The organism is Flavobacterium sp. C3NV, assembly GCF_046825355.2.
Lineage (GTDB): Bacteria > Bacteroidota > Bacteroidia > Flavobacteriales > Flavobacteriaceae > Flavobacterium.
The window spans coordinates 192,828-209,679 of record NZ_JBKQBJ020000002.1; the positions used below are offsets into that span (position 1 = coordinate 192,828).

The 16,852-nt window shown below is 34.9% G+C and carries 16 protein-coding genes; 3 read left to right on the forward strand and 13 right to left on the reverse strand.

Annotation, left to right across the window (positions count from 1 at the left end; all coding sequences use genetic code 11):
* The first annotated feature begins 149 nt into the window (after positions 1–149).
* Positions 150–773 (forward strand): M949_RS01915 family surface polysaccharide biosynthesis protein, encoded by a 624-nt coding sequence (locus ACIDC4_RS03710; protein WP_412041800.1) that lies wholly within the window; start codon positions 150–152, stop codon positions 771–773.
* A gap of 573 nt (positions 774–1,346) precedes the next feature.
* Here ACIDC4_RS03710 and ACIDC4_RS03715 read toward each other — a convergent pair.
* The 11 genes from ACIDC4_RS03715 to ACIDC4_RS03765 form a co-directional block, all read right to left on the reverse strand.
* Complete coding sequence (locus ACIDC4_RS03715) at positions 1,347–1,952, reverse strand: GNAT family N-acetyltransferase (RefSeq protein WP_412041801.1); 606 nt, start codon at positions 1,950–1,952, stop codon at positions 1,347–1,349.
* A gap of 115 nt (positions 1,953–2,067) precedes the next feature.
* The gene (locus tag ACIDC4_RS03720) at positions 2,068–2,424 is read right to left on the reverse strand and encodes a hypothetical protein (protein ID WP_412041802.1); all 357 of its coding nucleotides are present in this window, start codon (positions 2,422–2,424) and stop codon (positions 2,068–2,070) included.
* 274 nt (positions 2,425–2,698) lie between these two features.
* The gene (locus ACIDC4_RS03725; protein ID WP_089352610.1) at positions 2,699–3,877 is read right to left on the reverse strand and encodes an AIR synthase related protein; all 1,179 of its coding nucleotides are present in this window, start codon (positions 3,875–3,877) and stop codon (positions 2,699–2,701) included.
* A 165-nt stretch (positions 3,878–4,042) separates the two neighbouring features.
* Complete coding sequence (locus ACIDC4_RS03730; RefSeq protein WP_412041803.1) at positions 4,043–5,527, reverse strand: carboxypeptidase regulatory-like domain-containing protein; 1,485 nt, start codon at positions 5,525–5,527, stop codon at positions 4,043–4,045.
* Positions 5,528–5,591: 64 nt separating this feature from the next.
* Positions 5,592–6,953: a CsgG/HfaB family protein gene (locus ACIDC4_RS03735; RefSeq protein WP_412041804.1), complete on the reverse strand. Its 1,362-nt coding sequence runs from the start codon at positions 6,951–6,953 to the stop codon at positions 5,592–5,594.
* Between the two features lies 1 nt (position 6,954).
* The gene (locus tag ACIDC4_RS03740) at positions 6,955–7,359 is read right to left on the reverse strand and encodes a curli production assembly/transport component CsgF (RefSeq protein WP_194615325.1); all 405 of its coding nucleotides are present in this window, start codon (positions 7,357–7,359) and stop codon (positions 6,955–6,957) included.
* 16 nt (positions 7,360–7,375) lie between these two features.
* Entirely contained in the window at positions 7,376–7,678 is a 303-nt protein-coding gene (locus ACIDC4_RS03745; protein WP_346432755.1) for a CsgE family curli-type amyloid fiber assembly protein, read from the reverse strand.
* Positions 7,679–7,707: 29 nt separating this feature from the next.
* Positions 7,708–8,109 (reverse strand): hypothetical protein, encoded by a 402-nt coding sequence (locus tag ACIDC4_RS03750; protein ID WP_412041805.1) that lies wholly within the window; start codon positions 8,107–8,109, stop codon positions 7,708–7,710.
* Between the two features lie 8 nt (positions 8,110–8,117).
* On the reverse strand, positions 8,118–8,639 hold the full coding sequence (locus tag ACIDC4_RS03755; protein WP_412041806.1) for a hypothetical protein: 522 nt from the start codon (positions 8,637–8,639) through the stop codon (positions 8,118–8,120).
* A 69-nt stretch (positions 8,640–8,708) separates the two neighbouring features.
* Positions 8,709–9,554, reverse strand: a complete 846-nt coding sequence (locus ACIDC4_RS03760) for a hypothetical protein (RefSeq protein ID WP_230036596.1) — start codon at positions 9,552–9,554, stop codon at positions 8,709–8,711.
* A 395-nt stretch (positions 9,555–9,949) separates the two neighbouring features.
* A complete protein-coding gene (locus ACIDC4_RS03765) occupies positions 9,950–12,139 on the reverse strand; it encodes a glutamine synthetase III family protein (RefSeq protein WP_412041807.1) in 2,190 nt (729 codons plus the stop codon).
* Positions 12,140–12,566: 427 nt separating this feature from the next.
* Here ACIDC4_RS03765 and ACIDC4_RS03770 point away from each other — a divergent pair, with 427 nt between their 5' ends.
* Both ACIDC4_RS03770 and ACIDC4_RS03775 read left to right on the forward strand, forming a co-directional pair.
* Positions 12,567–13,583, forward strand: coding sequence for a glutamine synthetase beta-grasp domain-containing protein (locus ACIDC4_RS03770; protein WP_230036592.1), 1,017 nt, complete (start codon positions 12,567–12,569; stop codon positions 13,581–13,583).
* A gap of 252 nt (positions 13,584–13,835) precedes the next feature.
* Positions 13,836–14,810, forward strand: coding sequence for a TerC family protein (locus ACIDC4_RS03775; protein WP_412041808.1), 975 nt, complete (start codon positions 13,836–13,838; stop codon positions 14,808–14,810).
* Positions 14,811–15,156: 346 nt separating this feature from the next.
* Here ACIDC4_RS03775 and ACIDC4_RS03780 read toward each other — a convergent pair whose 3' ends face one another.
* Entirely contained in the window at positions 15,157–15,678 is a 522-nt protein-coding gene (locus tag ACIDC4_RS03780) for a hypothetical protein (protein ID WP_412041809.1), read from the reverse strand.
* Positions 15,679–15,766: 88 nt separating this feature from the next.
* Complete coding sequence (locus tag ACIDC4_RS03785) at positions 15,767–16,636, reverse strand: alpha/beta hydrolase (RefSeq protein WP_412041810.1); 870 nt, start codon at positions 16,634–16,636, stop codon at positions 15,767–15,769.
* Between the last annotated feature and the right edge of the window lie 216 nt (positions 16,637–16,852).

Sequence of the window (16,852 nt, forward strand, 5' to 3'; positions counted from 1 at the left end):
CAAAACAGTATCAGGCACTTATTAAAACGTTTTTCTAATAATTACAGGTTAGAAAAATACAACAAAATCTGTTTTTTAAAAAATATAAAATTTAAAGAACTAAAAAGCTTTTAAATATCTTTGATTGATCAAAAAATACCATGCTACACATGAAAAAATATTTTTTATTTCTGTTGTTTTCTTTTTCTATATCGAGCTTTTCGCAAAAAACAGAAAGTTATAAACTAACAAAAAGTGAGATAAAAGAAAGAGAACTCGATCAGGTTTCGGATTTCCCTATTTATAAGGCTTTTGAATGTTCTGATAAAGGCGGCGTATATAATTTGCTTTTGTGCGAAAATCAAAAATCTATTACTAAAAAGGATACTTTAAACACCAAAATTCAGGCGATTTATACAATGAGCGATCATGGTGGTTTTCTTGAAAAATGGCGCATAAATGATTTACTGGAAATTAGCGATCCTAAAGAAACCAATATTTGGTTCTGGACCAAATACTGCAGCACCAAAGATCTTGACGGAGATGGCTATATCGATCCTGTAATTGTTTACGGAACCAGAAATGAAAATAATGAAATAAGAAGGGTTAAAATTATTACGGTTTATAAGAACAAAAAGTATGCAATTCGCGCCGTAGAATGTGTTCTTGATTATTGCAGAACATTCAAAAAAGATGCTAATTGGAATTCTTTACCGCCAAAAATAAAAACCTATGTCGATAATTTAACTGCGAAACTAAGAAAGGAACAGGATCTTATTTTACATGATGGGTAGAAGTTTTAAATTCTAAATTTCAATCTAAATCTTGATTTAAATTCCAAATCTTAAATTCCAAATTCCAAACTTTTTAAATTCCAAATTTCAATTTAAATCTCGATTTAAATTCCAAATCTTAAATTCCAAATTCCAGACTTTTTAAATTCTAAATTTCAATTTAAATATTGGGTAAATCCTTGCTGGACTGGATTAAAATCCAGCCCTACAATATTTGGCGAGCCTACGGCTCTTTTTTTCCTTGATCGTCTAGACTGGACTGAAGTCCAGCACTACAATATTTGGCGAGCCTACGGCTCTTTTTTTTTCTTGATCGTCAAGACTGGACTGAAGTCTAGCCCTACAATATTTGGCGAGCCTACGGCTCTTTTTTTCCTTGATTGTCTAGACTGGACTGAAGTCCAGCTCTACAATATTTGGCGAGCCTACGGCTCTTATTTTCCTTGATCGTCTAGACTGGACTGAAGTCCAGCCCTACAATATTTGGCGAGCCTACGGCTCTTTTTTTTTCTTGATTGTCTAGACTGGACTGAAGTCCAGCTCTACAATATAGGTAGAAGCCTACGGCTCTTTTTAAAGTTTTTGTTTTAGATTTTCTTTTACTTCGTCGAACCATTCATTTTTAAGGATACTCAGAACGATGGAATCACGGCGTATTTCTTTATCTATTGTAGGCATATGGCTTCGTAAAACGCCTTCGACTTTGCAACCGATGCTTTTCATGGCAGCGATACTTCGTTTGTTGTCATTATCTGCACGGAATTCGACGCGCTCCATTCCGAGGGTTTCAAAAGCAAATTGTAATAGTAAGAATTTACAATGTTTGTTGAGTCCGGTGCCTCTAAAAGCTGAACCATACCAGGTGTAGCCTAACTGAAGTGTTTTGAATTCAAGATTCATATCGTAAAAACGGGTTGAACCTGCGTATTTTTGAGTCTTTTTATCGAAAACAATAAACGGAAATTCTTTTTGATTTTCTCGTGCTTTTATGGCCAGCTGAATATATTTGATCAGATTCTCTTTTCCGTCTGCTCCTACTAAGGAATATTTCCAGGTTTCTGGCTCGTTGATCGATATTTCTAATAAATTATCCACGTCCGATTCTTGTAACGGACGTAATAAAACTAAATCGTCTTCTAAAATGATATTGTCTGAGAAACTGAAAATTGGTGTTGTCATAAGCTATTTTTTTGTGATGCTCTGTCTGAATCTTTGCGTGACTTTGTGTAAAAACTTTTTCACAGAGATGCACGAAGTATTTACAAAGACTCACAAGAGATATAAAAGAAAAAAACTATTCACTCATTTCGTCGTAACGTTCCGGCACTTGCGGATCGTACAACGGTAATTTGAATTCTTCCATCACTTCTACCAATTTATTCATGGTTTTACCTTCGGTGCCGTAACAGTCAATTTTGATGCTTTGTGGGGTTGTGATTACCTGAAAAGCGCCTTTTCCTGAAGTATTTTGCCAGCTGTTTTCGTCTACTTTTTCCCATTTAGAAAAAACAGAATTGATTCGGTTCATGATTACCTCAACCGGAAGTGTTTCAAGACCTTCTACTGTTTCTTTTTCTACAAGAGCTTCGTAAACTTCGTGGTGGTTTAGGTAAACTTCTTCTAAATATTTCCAAAAAAGTAATTCGTACATAGCCTGGTGTTTTTAGCCCCGATAGTAGTGAAAATCCTTTTGTCCGCCGCGGCGGATAAAAGATTGTAACGGATAGCGGGATTAGCTCCTAAAAAAGCTAATGGTTATTATTTTTATAACGAATGCAATCCAAATGAGCGTTGCGTAAGACGCACTGCTGTGCGTCTCTACACATTACCTGATGAATAAATTCTAATTTTTTCTTTTAAGAATAAGTTCAGAATTTTTGTAACTTAGAATCTTAGCAACTCAGAACCTTAGCACCTTAAAAAAATTAATATTCGAATGTTCCGTATTCGCTGGTAATGGTCAATTTCTTTGCATCTGCCGCTTCTACTCTACCTACGATTTGTGCGTCGACATTGAATGATTTTGAAATCGCAATAATATCTTGTGCAATGTTTTCGGGAACGTAAATTTCCATACGGTGACCGCAATTGAAAACCTGATACATTTCTTTCCAATCGGTTTTTGATTGTTCCTGAATTAACTTGAACAATGGCGGAACCGGGAATAAATTGTCTTTTATAATGTGTAAATTTTGAACGAAATGTAAAATTTTAGTCTGTGCTCCTCCACTGCAATGCACCATTCCGTGAATTTCGTTTGGTGTGTAGGTGTCTAAAATTTTCTTGATAATTGGCGCATAAGTACGAGTTGGAGAAAGTACCAACTGACCTGCGTTTATTGGGCTATTTTCTACTTCATCGGTTAGATTTACCTGACCTGAATAAATTAATTCTTCGGGAACAAGCGCATCATAACTTTCCGGATATTTTTTGGCTAAGTATTTACCAAAAACGTCGTGACGTGCAGATGTTAATCCGTTACTTCCCATTCCGCCATTATAGCTTTTTTCGTAAGTTGCCTGACCAAAAGAAGTCAATCCAACAATTACGTCGCCTGCTTTTATGTTTGCATTGTCTACAACGTCGCTGCGTTTCATGCGAGCGGTTACGGTAGAATCTACAATTATGGTGCGAACTACATCTCCAACATCTGCAGTTTCTCCGCCAGTTGAATGAATGGTTACGCCAAAAGATTTTAATTCGTTGATTAATTCCTCTGTTCCGTTGATGATTGCCGAAATAACTTCTGCAGGAATTAAGTTTTTGTTTCTTCCAATGGTTGATGAAAGCAAAATATTATCTGTTGCGCCAACACATAATAAATCATCAATATTCATGATTAAGGCATCCTGAGCAATTCCTTTCCAAACCGAAATATCGCCTGTTTCTTTCCAGTACATATACGCCAAAGACGATTTTGTACCAGCGCCGTCAGCGTGCATTATTAAGCAATATTCTTCGTCCTGTGTTAAATAATCAGGTACAATTTTGCAAAATGCTTGAGGAAATAAACCTTTATCGATATTTTTTATGGCGTTGTGTACGTCTTCTTTTGATGCCGAAACACCTCTTTGTGCGTACCTTTTGCTAGAATCTGAACTCATGAAACTTAGTTTGTGTTGATGTGGTGCAAAGATAATCCCTTTTTTTAATTCTCAGGGCTATAGTATTTAAAATTGAATATTTGACGCACAAAAAAATTCGGCAGGTTTTATAGCGCTGCCGAATTTCCTGAGTAAAATTGGTTATAAAATTTTGGCTCCTAAAAGTTACTCCCAGTCGGGCATTGCTGTTCCTGAAAATAATACTACTCTGGAATTGACAACTCCTACTGTGGTTTTTACAATATTTTTTATCGAAATACCATCATTTGAGGTATTGGTAAAAATTAATTCGGACTCGTTTGGCGAATATCGTACATCGAGATCGTTTGTTCCGGATATTTTCTCTGTTATAATTTGTGTAGAATTTCCGGATGCAAAACTGTATTCGAAAATTTTGGCATCTAATTGTCGGTAATTTGAACTTTCGAATCCTGTAACATCTCGGGTATACACTAATTTTTGGCCTGTGATGGAAAAGTTTAGGCCGCCGACTGCTCCGTTTTGACCGGAAAGAATGGTTGCGATTACTACTCCCGAAGGATTAATTACATACAGCTCAACATTATATCCGTTGGCATCATTTACTTTTAATGCAATTTTTGATCCGTCGGCGCTCCAGTCACACTCTGATATAAATTTACCATTTGGTGTCTGGAATATTTTGGTCAAACCACTTCCGTCATTGTTGATTTTGTATAATTTATCGAAATTAGGATAAATCAATTCACTTCCTGAAGCATTCCAGGAATACCCTATATAATCTGAATTGAATCCGGCAATAGGTACTGAACTGGTTAACTTTTTAATTCCCGTTCCGTCAAAATTCATGGTATAAAGATCATTTTGGGAACCATTTGTTCCTATAAAAGCAATTTTCTTTACCAGATTATTTCTTCTTGGGCGCCAGTAATTTCTGTTTGAACTCGTTAACTGATATTGTTTACCCGCATCATCGGCAGTAAAAATGACATTATTATCATTTATATTTTTTACAAACAAATATCGTGTTGCCGGAAAAGCAATTGTGGTAAAGGTACTTACTGTGCTTAAAACAGGTGTATTTACACCATCTGTAACTTCAATTTGCCAATAGTATTTTGCTCCAAAGATCAAATCTGTCAATGTAAGTTTATTGGCTTTTATAGCATCATAAACTTTTACCTCGCTGTTACTATCGTTTCTAAGGGTTATTTTAAAAATTAATTCGTCTTTATCCGGATCTGTAGCTGTCCAGGTCAGGTCTAATGTTACAGATTGGGCGGTACTATTATCAACCGGACTTACTAATACGGGAACTGTTGGCGGTTTGTTATTGGCTGATGCTTTTTTGAGTTCAAAAACCACTTGTGATGTATTGTTTGCTGTAACGGTTGTGGCTTCGAATTTTGCTATAAAACCCTCTTTTTGAGCCTGAAAAGAGTATTCGCCCACTTTTACATTCGAAACTGTAAATTTACCTTCGGCATCTGTAAAAACGGTACTTGTTGTGGGACTTGAAAGGATTTTTACATTTTCCATTGGTTCAAAAGTATCTGCATTAACTACTCTTCCGCTAACGGTACCATATGCTGATTCTCCTATTTTCTCTTCACTGCATGAAACCAAAAACAATAAAAAAAGTACGCTTGCTATTTTGTATAAATACTTCATTATTAATTTGTTTTTAAATTTAAACTTCATCATTATATTTTTAAATTCTGATTTTCACAATTCCTTATTTTTTCTTTTTTGCAAAATAATAAGTAAGTCCTAACCCGAATTTATAATAGTAATCGTCACGGGTTCCTGCTTTTATATAGTCGACATTATCACTAAAATTAATGTTTTGCTCTCCAAACAATTTGATTCCAATTTTGTCTGAAATCAGATATTCAAGTCCTAAACCGTATTGAATTTTACCATAAGCATTCTCGAACTTCCTGTTTGTTGCATATCCTCCGCCTGCGTAGAGATAAGGTGTAAAACGATCTTTGGGAAGTAAAATCCATTCGAGATTAAGATCATAAGTGATATAACCTACGTCGAGTAAATTTTTGTTGGCGAGATTGACCACGTTTGTAGAAGCGCTTATATTAAAACCGGGCGTTATAAAATACTTTAAAGCGCCGCGACCAAAAGGCCGTAAAAGCGGATCTTGATAATCGCCATCCATAAGGGTTGCCCCGCCGGAAATTTCGATAGCAAATTTGCTTCTTCTGTTTTCTAATTCTCTTCCGTAAAGTGAGGTTACATCAGCCGTTTTGGTTTCTTCGGCATATGCTTTTAGTAGATTATCAACTTCAAATTTTGGTGCATCTGCTTCCCAGATATTATCTTTTATACCTTCCAGAACCAAAGATTCTACCGCTTTTTCGATGGCTTCGGTAACCGCCATATGTACGGGTTCATTTGTGGTGTATCCGGTTTCAACTTCTAATAGTCTTTTAAAATTTACATATCGAAACAAACTTTCATCAATAGCCTGAGACAAAATAGTTTTAGAGATATAAACTGATTTTAAAATTTTTCCGTTTGATGTTGAAATCATTCTCAAATAAATGGTAACGCGATCCTGACGGTATTTTACCGATGCTCCGGCTCCAAAGTATCGCGCCCCGAAACCTCCGGTAATAATATTAGAATCATACGAAACTATTCCGCCCTCTAATAAAACCCCGGCATATAATAAAGGAGTTAACTGAGGCTCGTTTGGATTGGCATTTTTTACATATTCCTGACGCGTTGCCCGAATAAGATTTCGTTCCTGTAATAAATTACCAATATTTTCGCGCTCGATGGGTATAAACCATTTAGAATCTTCCAGCGCTTTTATCAATATCGAAGTGGCGCCCTGAGTCACGGCAGTACTAAAACTGCTTCCGTTTTCCTGTGGTTTGTATTGTCCGGTCTGGTCTCTGAATTTATAGACACCCACGACAACTTGTTCTTTGGGTTTTGGCAGATCTTTTAATAATGAAGTGGCAGGAGTTCCTTCTCCTAAAACTGCTTTTTGCACGCCGGTTGGCTGATTATAATAAGCACCGCAACCCGAAAAAAGTAATCCGGATACTATAAATAAGTAGTGATGTAATCTCATGTTATTGATTTGGGATAATTACTTGAGTTTGTTCGCCGGTATTGGTATCTAAAATATTTAGGGTAAGCCCGTCTGCAGATGGGTAAACATCGACCGAATAGCTCCCGAAGGTATAGGAACCTTCTTTTATGCCATCAGTACCAAATTGTTGTTTGTAGAGTGTACTTGAAATCTGACTCAATAATTGCGAATTTAAATTGGCTTTAAATCGTTCTAAGTCAGTTTGTGTTTTGGTTTCAGCTGTCTTATCCTTTTGCTTATTCTGAGCTTCGGCACTGCTCAAAAGCCATTGATAGTTAAAGGTGTCTCCTCCAAAAGCCGGATTGACTGGTTTATAAACTAATGCCTGAGCATTTATAAACGGAGAAATAAGCAGGAATACTGCCAGGGTGATTATAAATTTCATGTCGCTAATAATAAAATTAATACTGAGTGAAATATTTGCGCTCTTTTTCTTTTTCTTTCAGGTAAGTGAAGGTGGCATTTACAGATTCTTCTGCAACTGCATCCAAAAATTCATCATCCGGCCTTGCCAGAAACTCATAAATAACTTCGTTGTCGATACTTATGGTTATGGATGTATTTCTTGCAAAACTATATTCTTCACCTATTGTGACTATTTTTTCAGCGTTGATTCCAATATCATTGTATTTGTAATAATACCTGTCGTAAAAATCTTTTCCCATTTTGGTTTTAGTATCGTCTGTAATAATTCCTCTTAACACAAATCCGTCAACAGGCAATACAAGAACTTCTACATCTTTTTTTTTTCTTCACCCAAAACAACACGATCCTTCGCTATTATTTGCTTGTCTTCATCATAAAACAATAATAATACGACTACCTCATCATCCTCAGACAGATTAATCTGAGAAGTAGATAATTTTTGTTTTTCGTTTGGCTGTAAGGTAAAAACACCAACCTGGTCATTATTAGACTGATTATTACTTTTATTATTATTTTTTATAACAGACATTCTATAGGCAGCACCTCTGATGACATCAGTAAGATTTTCAGCTGTACCGGTAATTTTTACATTACCCTCTACTTTTTCAATTTCCAGTTTTGCTTTTATTTTGTCTTGGGGGACCTGACCATATATTATGGCAGTAAAAACCAGAAATACGAATGTGATATGTCGATATAAAAAACGCATGTTTAAATTTATTTATTAATAAGAATTACTGAAGCGCCATTTCCTGTCTGGGTAATTTTCATGTTTTTTGACAGTGAATTGGTTCCAATACTTTGAATGTTTTGATTGTCTCCTTTTTGGATCATTTCCATATTTACATTATAATTGGTATGCAATGTAAAATCAGAAATTTTGTTATTATCTCCTTGTTGAACAATATTCTGGGTCAGTGTTTTAGCACTTTTATCCAAAAACAATTCATTGCGATTTCCGTTTTGGTCTACAGCAACTTTTGTTTCATTTGATTTTAAAAATGCTTTCACCTTATTTAAATCCCCAATTTGCTGGATTTGTATTCCAGACTGAATTTTAGAATTTAAATTATCCTGTGCTTTTTTATCCATGCTCGAAACTACACTAAAAGCTTTTTCTTTAGAATTAAAAACAGAAGAACTATAAGGCTTAAAATCTGAATTATCTTCTTTTTCCTGCGCATATAATACGGGAGAAAAAAGTAAAAGCAAAACAATATTTAAAATGAAAGTTTTCATCTTTATTGATTTAGATTAAAAAAATGAGATAGTCACGTTCTATGACTATCTCATTTGTATTTTATGCTATTAGTTAGTTTGAGTAACTACAATTGTATTTGAATTTCCTTTTGAGAATGCAATACTAGCATGAGATGCTCCGGTTTGAGTCACAGTGGCTTTGTTTAAGTTACCAATTTGCAAAGTATCTTCAGTTAACTTAGTTCCGTTTTGTACAGATGTAGCTTTGTTATCATCACCATATTGATAGTGGTTTGAAGTGTTTTTGTTCGCTGCAGAAGTACCGCTTGGAGAAGTTTGAGTTTGTGTAGACTCGTTTCTTTGACCTCCTTGACTTGCATATGCTACGTTGTTATCACCTTTTTGTGTTTGCCAAGCTTTATTGTTATTATGAGGACCAACCGGAACAGTTACACCATTAGCATGTCCGATTTGAGCAGCAGTAAAAGGAGCACCTGTTGGTTTCTCGTTACCTGTTGTACCCTGATCTACAGTAGCAGTATTACTGTCTCCTGTTTGTGTTTGCCAGGCTTTATCAAATCCACCTGTTGAACTTGGTGCGTTTACAATTTGATCTTGCCAGATTGTAGCTCTGTTGCTATTCCCTTTTTGTGTTTGATAAGCTTCGTTATCATGGTTGCTTTGAGAAATAAAAGCCCCGTTACCGTTACCATTTTGTTTCACATCAGCTTTGTTGTCTTTTGCTGCGTACAATCCTGGTTGAATTCCCTGAAAAACTTCAGATTTGTTGTTGTCTCCTAACTGATCAACAAGAGATCCGTTATTTGAACCATTTTGAGTAACAAGACCCTGGTCAGAGTTTCCTACCTGATTCACTGATGAAGTGTTTCCCTGCGCAATTGCTGCAGCCCCTACAAACAGCATCGCTGAGATGCTTAAAATTACTTTTTTCATAATAGATATATTTAATTGGTTATTAATACAACTTATTATGTAGGTCAGTGTGATTTGGGGGAAATCAGGCCATCAAAAACGTCATTCGAAAATAAAATCTGAAGACTTATTTTCTTTCTTCATGACCAAAATTAGAAAACTTATCGAAAATCAAATCAAGTATAAATACCTATTTTACAATAACATAACGACTTTTCGATGAACTGTAAAACTATCTCGATGAACTACTGAAATCGCTAAAAACGTAAGTAGGAAATTACTTAATTATTACAATTTCCTTACATTTACACCCTCTCATCTGCTAAAAACAATGTTAATCTTACTTTATTTTAACATTAAAACAAAAAAAAGCCCACCGTAATTCGATGGGCTTGGTAGAATTGTTCAACTGTTATTTATTTGGTAAACAATAACTCTCTGTACTTGGTTAATGTCCAGCTTTCGTCGTCTACAAGTAACTCTAATTTATCACAATGGTTACGAATATCTTCAAAATAAGGCTTTACTTTATTGCAATAGGCTTCGGCCATTTTTTGCGCATCTGTCAAATGATTGGCTGTTCTTCTTTCGTCAGTCATGGCCAATACTTTAGAATTTATTCCTTCAATATGACCTGAAATTTCTTTTATCAGAACGATCTGCTCTTTTGCAATCGTTTCAAATTCTTTTCCAAAGATTTCTTTCAATCCTTTTACATTTTCAATTAATGTATTTTGGTAACGAATTGCTGTTGGGATTACATGGTTTCTTGCAATGTCACCCAAAACTCTTCCTTCGATCTGAATTTTTTTAGTATATTCTTCTAATTCTATTTCGTAACGCGCTTCGGCTTCTACATGGTTTAGAATTCCTAATTCAGAAAATAAATCCAAAGCTTGTTTAGAAACTTTAGCCTTAATCGCTTCCGGAGTGGTTTTAAAATTACTTAAACCTCTTTTTGCCGCTTCTTTCTCCCAACTTTCGCTATATCCGTCACCTTCAAAAAGTATTTTTTTAGATTGTTTGATGTATTCTCTCAACACATTAAAAATAGCATCGTCTTTTTTCATGTCTTTCGACTCGATCAAAGTATCTACTTCTATTTTAAAGTCTTTTAGTTGTTTGGCTACAATCGCATTCAAAGTAGTCATCGCGTTCGAACAGTTTGAATTTGATCCCACTGCTCTGAATTCCCATTTATTTCCGGTAAAGGCAAAAGGCGAAGTTCTGTTTCTGTCTGTATTATCAAGCAAAACGTCCGGGATTTTCCCTACTACATTCAGTTTTAAATCTGTTTTTTCTTCAGGAGATAATTTTCCTGTTGTCACACTTTCTAACTCAGATAATACTTTAGTCAATTGTGCCCCAATAAAAACAGAGATAATGGCCGGCGGTGCTTCATTTGCTCCCAACCTGTGATCGTTACTTGCTGTTGCGATCGCCGCTCTTAATAAAGTTTCGTAATCATTAACTGCTTTTATGGTATTTATAAAGAAAGTCAAAAATTGTAAATTACTCATTGGTGTTTTACTCGGACTCAATAAATTAACTCCTGTATCTGTTGCCAGTGACCAGTTATTGTGTTTTCCAGATCCGTTTACTCCTTTAAAAGGTTTTTCGTGAAATAAGACTTTAAAGTCATGACGTTCTGCCACTTTTTGCATCACATCCATTAATAAGGAGTTGTGATCTACCGCAAGATTGGTTTCTTCGAAAATGGGTGCCAGCTCAAACTGATTTGGTGCTACTTCGTTATGACGTGTTTTTACCGGAATTCCCAACAACATACATTCCTGCTCTAAATCTCTCATATAAGTAAGAGCACGAGTTGGAATAGAACCAAAATAATGATCATCTAATTGTTGCCCTTTTGCAGACGTATGTCCTAATAAGGTTCTCCCTGTCATCATCAAGTCAGGACGAGAATTGGCCAATGCTTTATCAATAAGGAAATATTCCTGCTCCCATCCTAAAGTAGCGGTTACCTTTTTTACATTTTTATCAAAATATCTACATACTTCTGTCGCTGCTTCATCTATAGCAGATAAAGCTCTTAACAACGGAATTTTATTGTCTAATGCTTCTCCTGTATAAGCGATAAATACAGTCGGAATACATAAAGTAGTTCCGTATATAAATGCCGGAGAAGTTGGATCCCAGGCCGTATATCCTCTTGCTTCGAATGTATTTCTGATTCCGCCATTCGGAAAACTCGATGCATCCGGCTCTTGTTGCACCAGTTGTGCCCCACCAAATTTCTCTACAGGATCACTTCCGTCATATGAAACTTCAAAAAAAGCATCGTGTTTTTCTGCTGTTGTTCCTGTAAGCGGCTGAAACCAGTGTGTATAATGAGTAACACCTTTAGATAAAGCCCATTCTTTCATTCCCATGGCGATATAATCTGCCAGTTTTCTGTCTATTTTAGTTCCGTGCTGGATGGCATCTCTAACTCCCTTTAAAGCATCTGAAGTCAAAAACTGCTTCATAGCTTTTTCATTAAACACATTTGCGCCAAAAATGTTAGATTTTCTATCGATTTCTTCAAAATGTACTGGCTTTCTTGTAGAAGCATCTCTCAAGGCCTGGAAACGTAATGTTGACATGTATAATAAGTTTAAAATTTGTAATAATTTTTACTAAAAAATGATCGACAAATATAAACAAATAAAAAGCCTGTTTATAGGATAAATTTGAGATTTTTATTCGACGATTTTTCAATGTAAGATGCTTTTTTCAAAGAATAATGAATTTGATTTAAAGAAATGTAACAAAATACATCAGTATTCTTCATTAAATAAACATTTTTTCATAATTCCTTAACCCTGATTTATAAAAAACAGCTGTAATTTTTACGAATTTATTTTTTAATAGTGTTAAAAATTGCTTTTTTAAAAATATACCCCTCAGAAAATTGCGCTTATCCAAAAAATAATAGAGACATAAACAAAACAGCCCCCTAATTTTTACGGCTAAAAAAATAAATCTATATTTGACCCAACGAAAAAAACAAAAAAATTAATTTATATTATTATGGCTAAAATTAAGTTAGAGTACATTTGGTTAGATGGATATGAACCAACTCAAAATCTTAGAAGTAAAACTAAAGTTGAAGAGCATGAAAATTTCAAAGGAACATTAGAAGAACTTGGAAACTGGTCATTTGATGGTTCATCAACAAAACAAGCTGAAGGCGGATCTTCTGACTGTTTATTAGTTCCTGTTGCAATCTACCCTGATCCAACTCGTATAAACGGATACCTTGTAATGTCAGAAGTTATGTATGCTGACGGAGCACCACACCCTTCTAACGGTAGAGCTACAATTGATGATGATAATGATGATTTTTGGTTTGGTTTCGAACAAGAGTATTTCATCATGGATACTAAAACTTTATTGCCATTAGGTTTCCCTGTTGGAGGATATCCTGCTCCACAAGGTATGTACTACTGCTCTGTAGGTGGAAAAAACACTCACGGAAGAAAATTAGTAGAAGAACATGCTGACTTATGTATTGCTGCCGGACTTAACTTTGAAGGTATTAACCAAGAGGTTGCCTGCGGACAATGGGAATTTCAATTATTCGCTAAAGGTGCTAAAAAAGCCGGAGACGAAATTTGGGTTGCCCGTTATTTACTAGATCGTTTGACTGAAAAATATGGTTACTATATCGAATACCACCCAAAACCACTTGGAGACACAGACTGGAATGGTTCAGGTATGCATGCTAACTTCTCTAACGAAGTATTAAGAACATGTGGATCTAAAGAAACTTACGAAAAAATATGTGAAGCTTTCCGTCCTGTAGTTGCAGAACACATTGCAGTTTACGGAGCTTACAACGACCAACGTTTAACTGGTAAACACGAAACTGCTTCTATTCACGATTTCTCTTACGGAGTATCTGATAGAGGAGCTTCAATCAGAATTCCTTTATACACTGTTCAAAAAGGATGGAAAGGATATCTTGAAGACAGAAGACCAGCTTCAAACGGAGATCCATACAAAATTGCTGCAAGAATTATCAAAACTGTAAAATCAGCGCTATAATTCAAAGCTTAGATTATATCTTAAAAGTGCCATCGTAATTGTTGGCACTTTTTTTTATTTATCATCATTTTGACAGTCACAAAACTTTGTCAAAGTTTAAAACTTTGACAAAGTTCTTATCTTACTCAAACCTCACCGCCACAAGAGTTAGGATAGCGAAGTTTTATTCAGAATTTCAACATAAGTTTTCGATAATTAATTTTTAAGTTAAACTTCAAAAACTATCTTTGTAAATCATTTAAAAAAAGTATCATGATAGTCTGGATTTTGTTTTTATTAGCCGTTGTTTTTATTCTTGCTTTAGACTTGGGTGTTTTCAATAAAAACCCCCATATTATTAGTACCAAAGAAGCAAGTAAATGGACACTTATTTGGGTGACTTTATCGTTCCTGTTTTCGGGAGTAATTTACTGGCTTTACACTACAGATTATATTGCGAATCCTGACAATCTAAAACCAGCCGTAGCTTCTATGAAGTTTATTACCGGTTATTTGATTGAGCTGTCTTTAAGTGTAGACAATATTTTTGTTATTGCGATTATTTTCGCCTCTTTCAAAATTCCGCAAAAATACCAACACCGCGTTTTATTCTGGGGAATCCTGGGCGCTGTAATCTTCCGCGGATTAATGATTTTCTTTGGCGTAATGCTTATTAATAAATTTACTTGGACTACTTATGTATTTGGGCTTTTCCTGCTTTTTACTGCAATAAAAATGTTGTTCTCCGGAGAAGATGATGATTTCCAGCCAAAAGATTCTTTTGTATATAAAACATTAGGAAAAATTATTCCGATCACTGCTGAAATGGATGGAGAAAAGTTTTTCATTTCGACAAAAACTGCCAAAAGAGCTGCAACTCCATTATTTGTAGCCCTGATTGTTATCGAAGTTATGGATGTTCTTTTTGCTGTAGACAGTGTTCCTGCCATCTTAGCCATTACATCAGATCCGTTTTTAGTATTCAGTTCTAATATATTTGCTATCCTTGGATTACGTTCTATGTATTTCTTCCTGGCAAATATGCTGGCAAAATTCAGTTATTTGGAATATAGTCTGGTAGCTATTTTAGCTTTTGTTGGATTAAAAATGTTACTTCACGAATGGATTCATGTTCCAGAATGGGCTTCATTAGGATTTATTGCACTTTCGCTTTTGGTTGGGATTTTAGTTTCTCTTAAATTTGGGAAAGAGAAAGAACTTACTGATACTGATTTAGAACAGGAATAATATTCCTGAAACATATATTTATAATAAAGGCTATCCCAAAAGATAGCCTTTTATTTTAATCAAACATTTATTACTTGATAGATAATTAATCGGTAACACAAATCGCTCTAATTGATCGACAAAGTTTTTGTCATTTCTATAGAAAAGAGAATGGAACGATAGCAAATAGACAGAGTAAATTACACAAGAAAGCAGATAAAGATTGGGGTTTTCGTTGCGGAGTTACTTGCGGAGATTCCTCGTTCCTCGGAATGACAAGATTGAGGATAAATACATAAACATGTATTCATAAAAAAAAGGAAATCTTACGATTTCCTTTTTTTATGGTTAACAAAAATTAATTTAATTACTTAACATTACTATCGTCAATATTATATTTTTTGATAACTTGATAATAATCTAAATAATTAGATTTATTTACTGATTTATTTGTATTTATCCCGTCATCTCCAGGCACTATGACAATGCGAAAGGTTTGATTATTACTCAAATCAGTTGGAATTGGATTTATATCCAAGTCGAATCCCTCAACATACACTCTCACATCTCTTTGAGTAAAATCGAAATTAAAACTAAAATACACATTACCATTATTATAATAATTAAAACTAGGAAGAGGCTTCCAAATCTTCAGACCATTATCAGGATCAAGTCCATCATATCTATAAACTAACACAACATCACCTGAATAAATTTTTGAGGGAAAATCTATGTAAGTCCCAGAGTTACTAGTCCTACTAAAATTTATATTTTTTGCATCAAAAACATAAGGAAGTGGAGCATCCAATCCCGGAGGCCCTTGATCTCCTTCACAGCTTGAAAACACGATTAATCCAACAACTGCGAATAAGGTAAGTATCTTTTTCATAATTTTTATTTTTTAAGTTTATATATAAAGGTATTCCAAAAATCAAACCAAAAAAAGCTTTTTGAGTGATTCCTTACTAAAAGTTGTATTATTTTTTTACAACCACCTGATTTTTAAGCAATATTTTATTAAAAAACAACACATGATAAGGTAGTGAATTTTCCCAATAATCCCACGTATGAGCTCCGGGACGTTCTGTATAATCGTGATCTACTTTATTATATACTAATCTTCGGTGTAATTCTCTGTTGGGTTCTATCAAAAAGTCATCAACTCCGCAATCGATAATCAAAGGAAGTTTATTGGCTTTTATTTTATCCAGCATTCCCATTACGGCATATTGTGCATACATTTCTGAGCTATCGCTTTTGTCTCCAAAAACAGGCTGCATCAATTTTACTACCTGAGCCGAAGATTCACGATTGAGCATTGTACTCATATCTACGGCACCGCTCATACTTCCGGCAGCGCAAAACAATTCAGGATGTTTGGCCGATAAGTATAATGCGCCATGACCTCCCATAGAAAGTCCTGTTATTACTCTTCCGTTTCGGTTACTTATCGTTCTATAGGTTTTATCTACTTTTTGAACCACTTCCTGCGTAATAAAAGTCTCAAACTGACTTCCTTTATTTACCGGACTGTCCAAATAAAAACTGAATGTCTCTCCTTCTGGCATTACAATAATAATATTATACTGATCAGATAAATTTTGAACTAGTTTTTTGTTTGGTGTATTTTTAAGCCAATCGCTAAAATGACCGTAAGCGCCATGCAATAAATACATCACCGGAAACGCCGATTTGCTTTTTGCATACGAATTAGGCAACACTACCGCCGCTTTGTAGGTTTTGCTCATGGCTGTACTGGCAACTTGTAAAGTATCTACTTTTGCGGCATAACTCATTGAAGAAGCGCATAAAAGAACAGCAAATACTAAAATTCTAAAGTTTTTCATAGTTATATTTTTTCTTTTTTGGGATTGTAAATATAGTTTTTTCCGCGTAAATTATATGAAAAATCCGACTGGTTTTTAGATAATGAAAGGTTGCCACGAATTGCTCGAATTTTCACGAATTGGATTACGAATAATTTGTTGCAAAAAAAAAGCCACAGATTATATGATTAAAATGATTTTTTTTAGCTGCGAAAAGGCTACCAAAACCCGACCGAA

Coding starts and splice junctions, on each gene's coding strand:
- ACIDC4_RS03755 (WP_412041806.1), bottom strand. CDS start 8,639: ATGAAAACTTTCATTTTAAATATTGTTTTGCTTTTACTTTTTTCTCCC.
- ACIDC4_RS03730 (WP_412041803.1), bottom strand. CDS start 5,527: ATGAAGTATTTATACAAAATAGCAAGCGTACTTTTTTTATTGTTTTTG.
- ACIDC4_RS03750 (WP_412041805.1), bottom strand. CDS start 8,109: ATGCGTTTTTTATATCGACATATCACATTCGTATTTCTGGTTTTTACT.
- ACIDC4_RS03780 (WP_412041809.1), bottom strand. CDS start 15,678: ATGAAAAAGATACTTACCTTATTCGCAGTTGTTGGATTAATCGTGTTT.
- ACIDC4_RS03775 (WP_412041808.1), top strand. CDS start 13,836: ATGATAGTCTGGATTTTGTTTTTATTAGCCGTTGTTTTTATTCTTGCT.
- ACIDC4_RS03715 (WP_412041801.1), bottom strand. CDS start 1,952: ATGACAACACCAATTTTCAGTTTCTCAGACAATATCATTTTAGAAGAC.
- ACIDC4_RS03725 (WP_089352610.1), bottom strand. CDS start 3,877: ATGAGTTCAGATTCTAGCAAAAGGTACGCACAAAGAGGTGTTTCGGCA.
- ACIDC4_RS03740 (WP_194615325.1), bottom strand. CDS start 7,359: ATGAAATTTATAATCACCCTGGCAGTATTCCTGCTTATTTCTCCGTTT.
- ACIDC4_RS03785 (WP_412041810.1), bottom strand. CDS start 16,636: ATGAAAAACTTTAGAATTTTAGTATTTGCTGTTCTTTTATGCGCTTCT.
- ACIDC4_RS03760 (WP_230036596.1), bottom strand. CDS start 9,554: ATGAAAAAAGTAATTTTAAGCATCTCAGCGATGCTGTTTGTAGGGGCT.
- ACIDC4_RS03735 (WP_412041804.1), bottom strand. CDS start 6,953: ATGAGATTACATCACTACTTATTTATAGTATCCGGATTACTTTTTTCG.
- ACIDC4_RS03765 (WP_412041807.1), bottom strand. CDS start 12,139: ATGTCAACATTACGTTTCCAGGCCTTGAGAGATGCTTCTACAAGAAAG.
- ACIDC4_RS03710 (WP_412041800.1), top strand. CDS start 150: ATGAAAAAATATTTTTTATTTCTGTTGTTTTCTTTTTCTATATCGAGC.
- ACIDC4_RS03770 (WP_230036592.1), top strand. CDS start 12,567: ATGGCTAAAATTAAGTTAGAGTACATTTGGTTAGATGGATATGAACCA.
- ACIDC4_RS03720 (WP_412041802.1), bottom strand. CDS start 2,424: ATGTACGAATTACTTTTTTGGAAATATTTAGAAGAAGTTTACCTAAAC.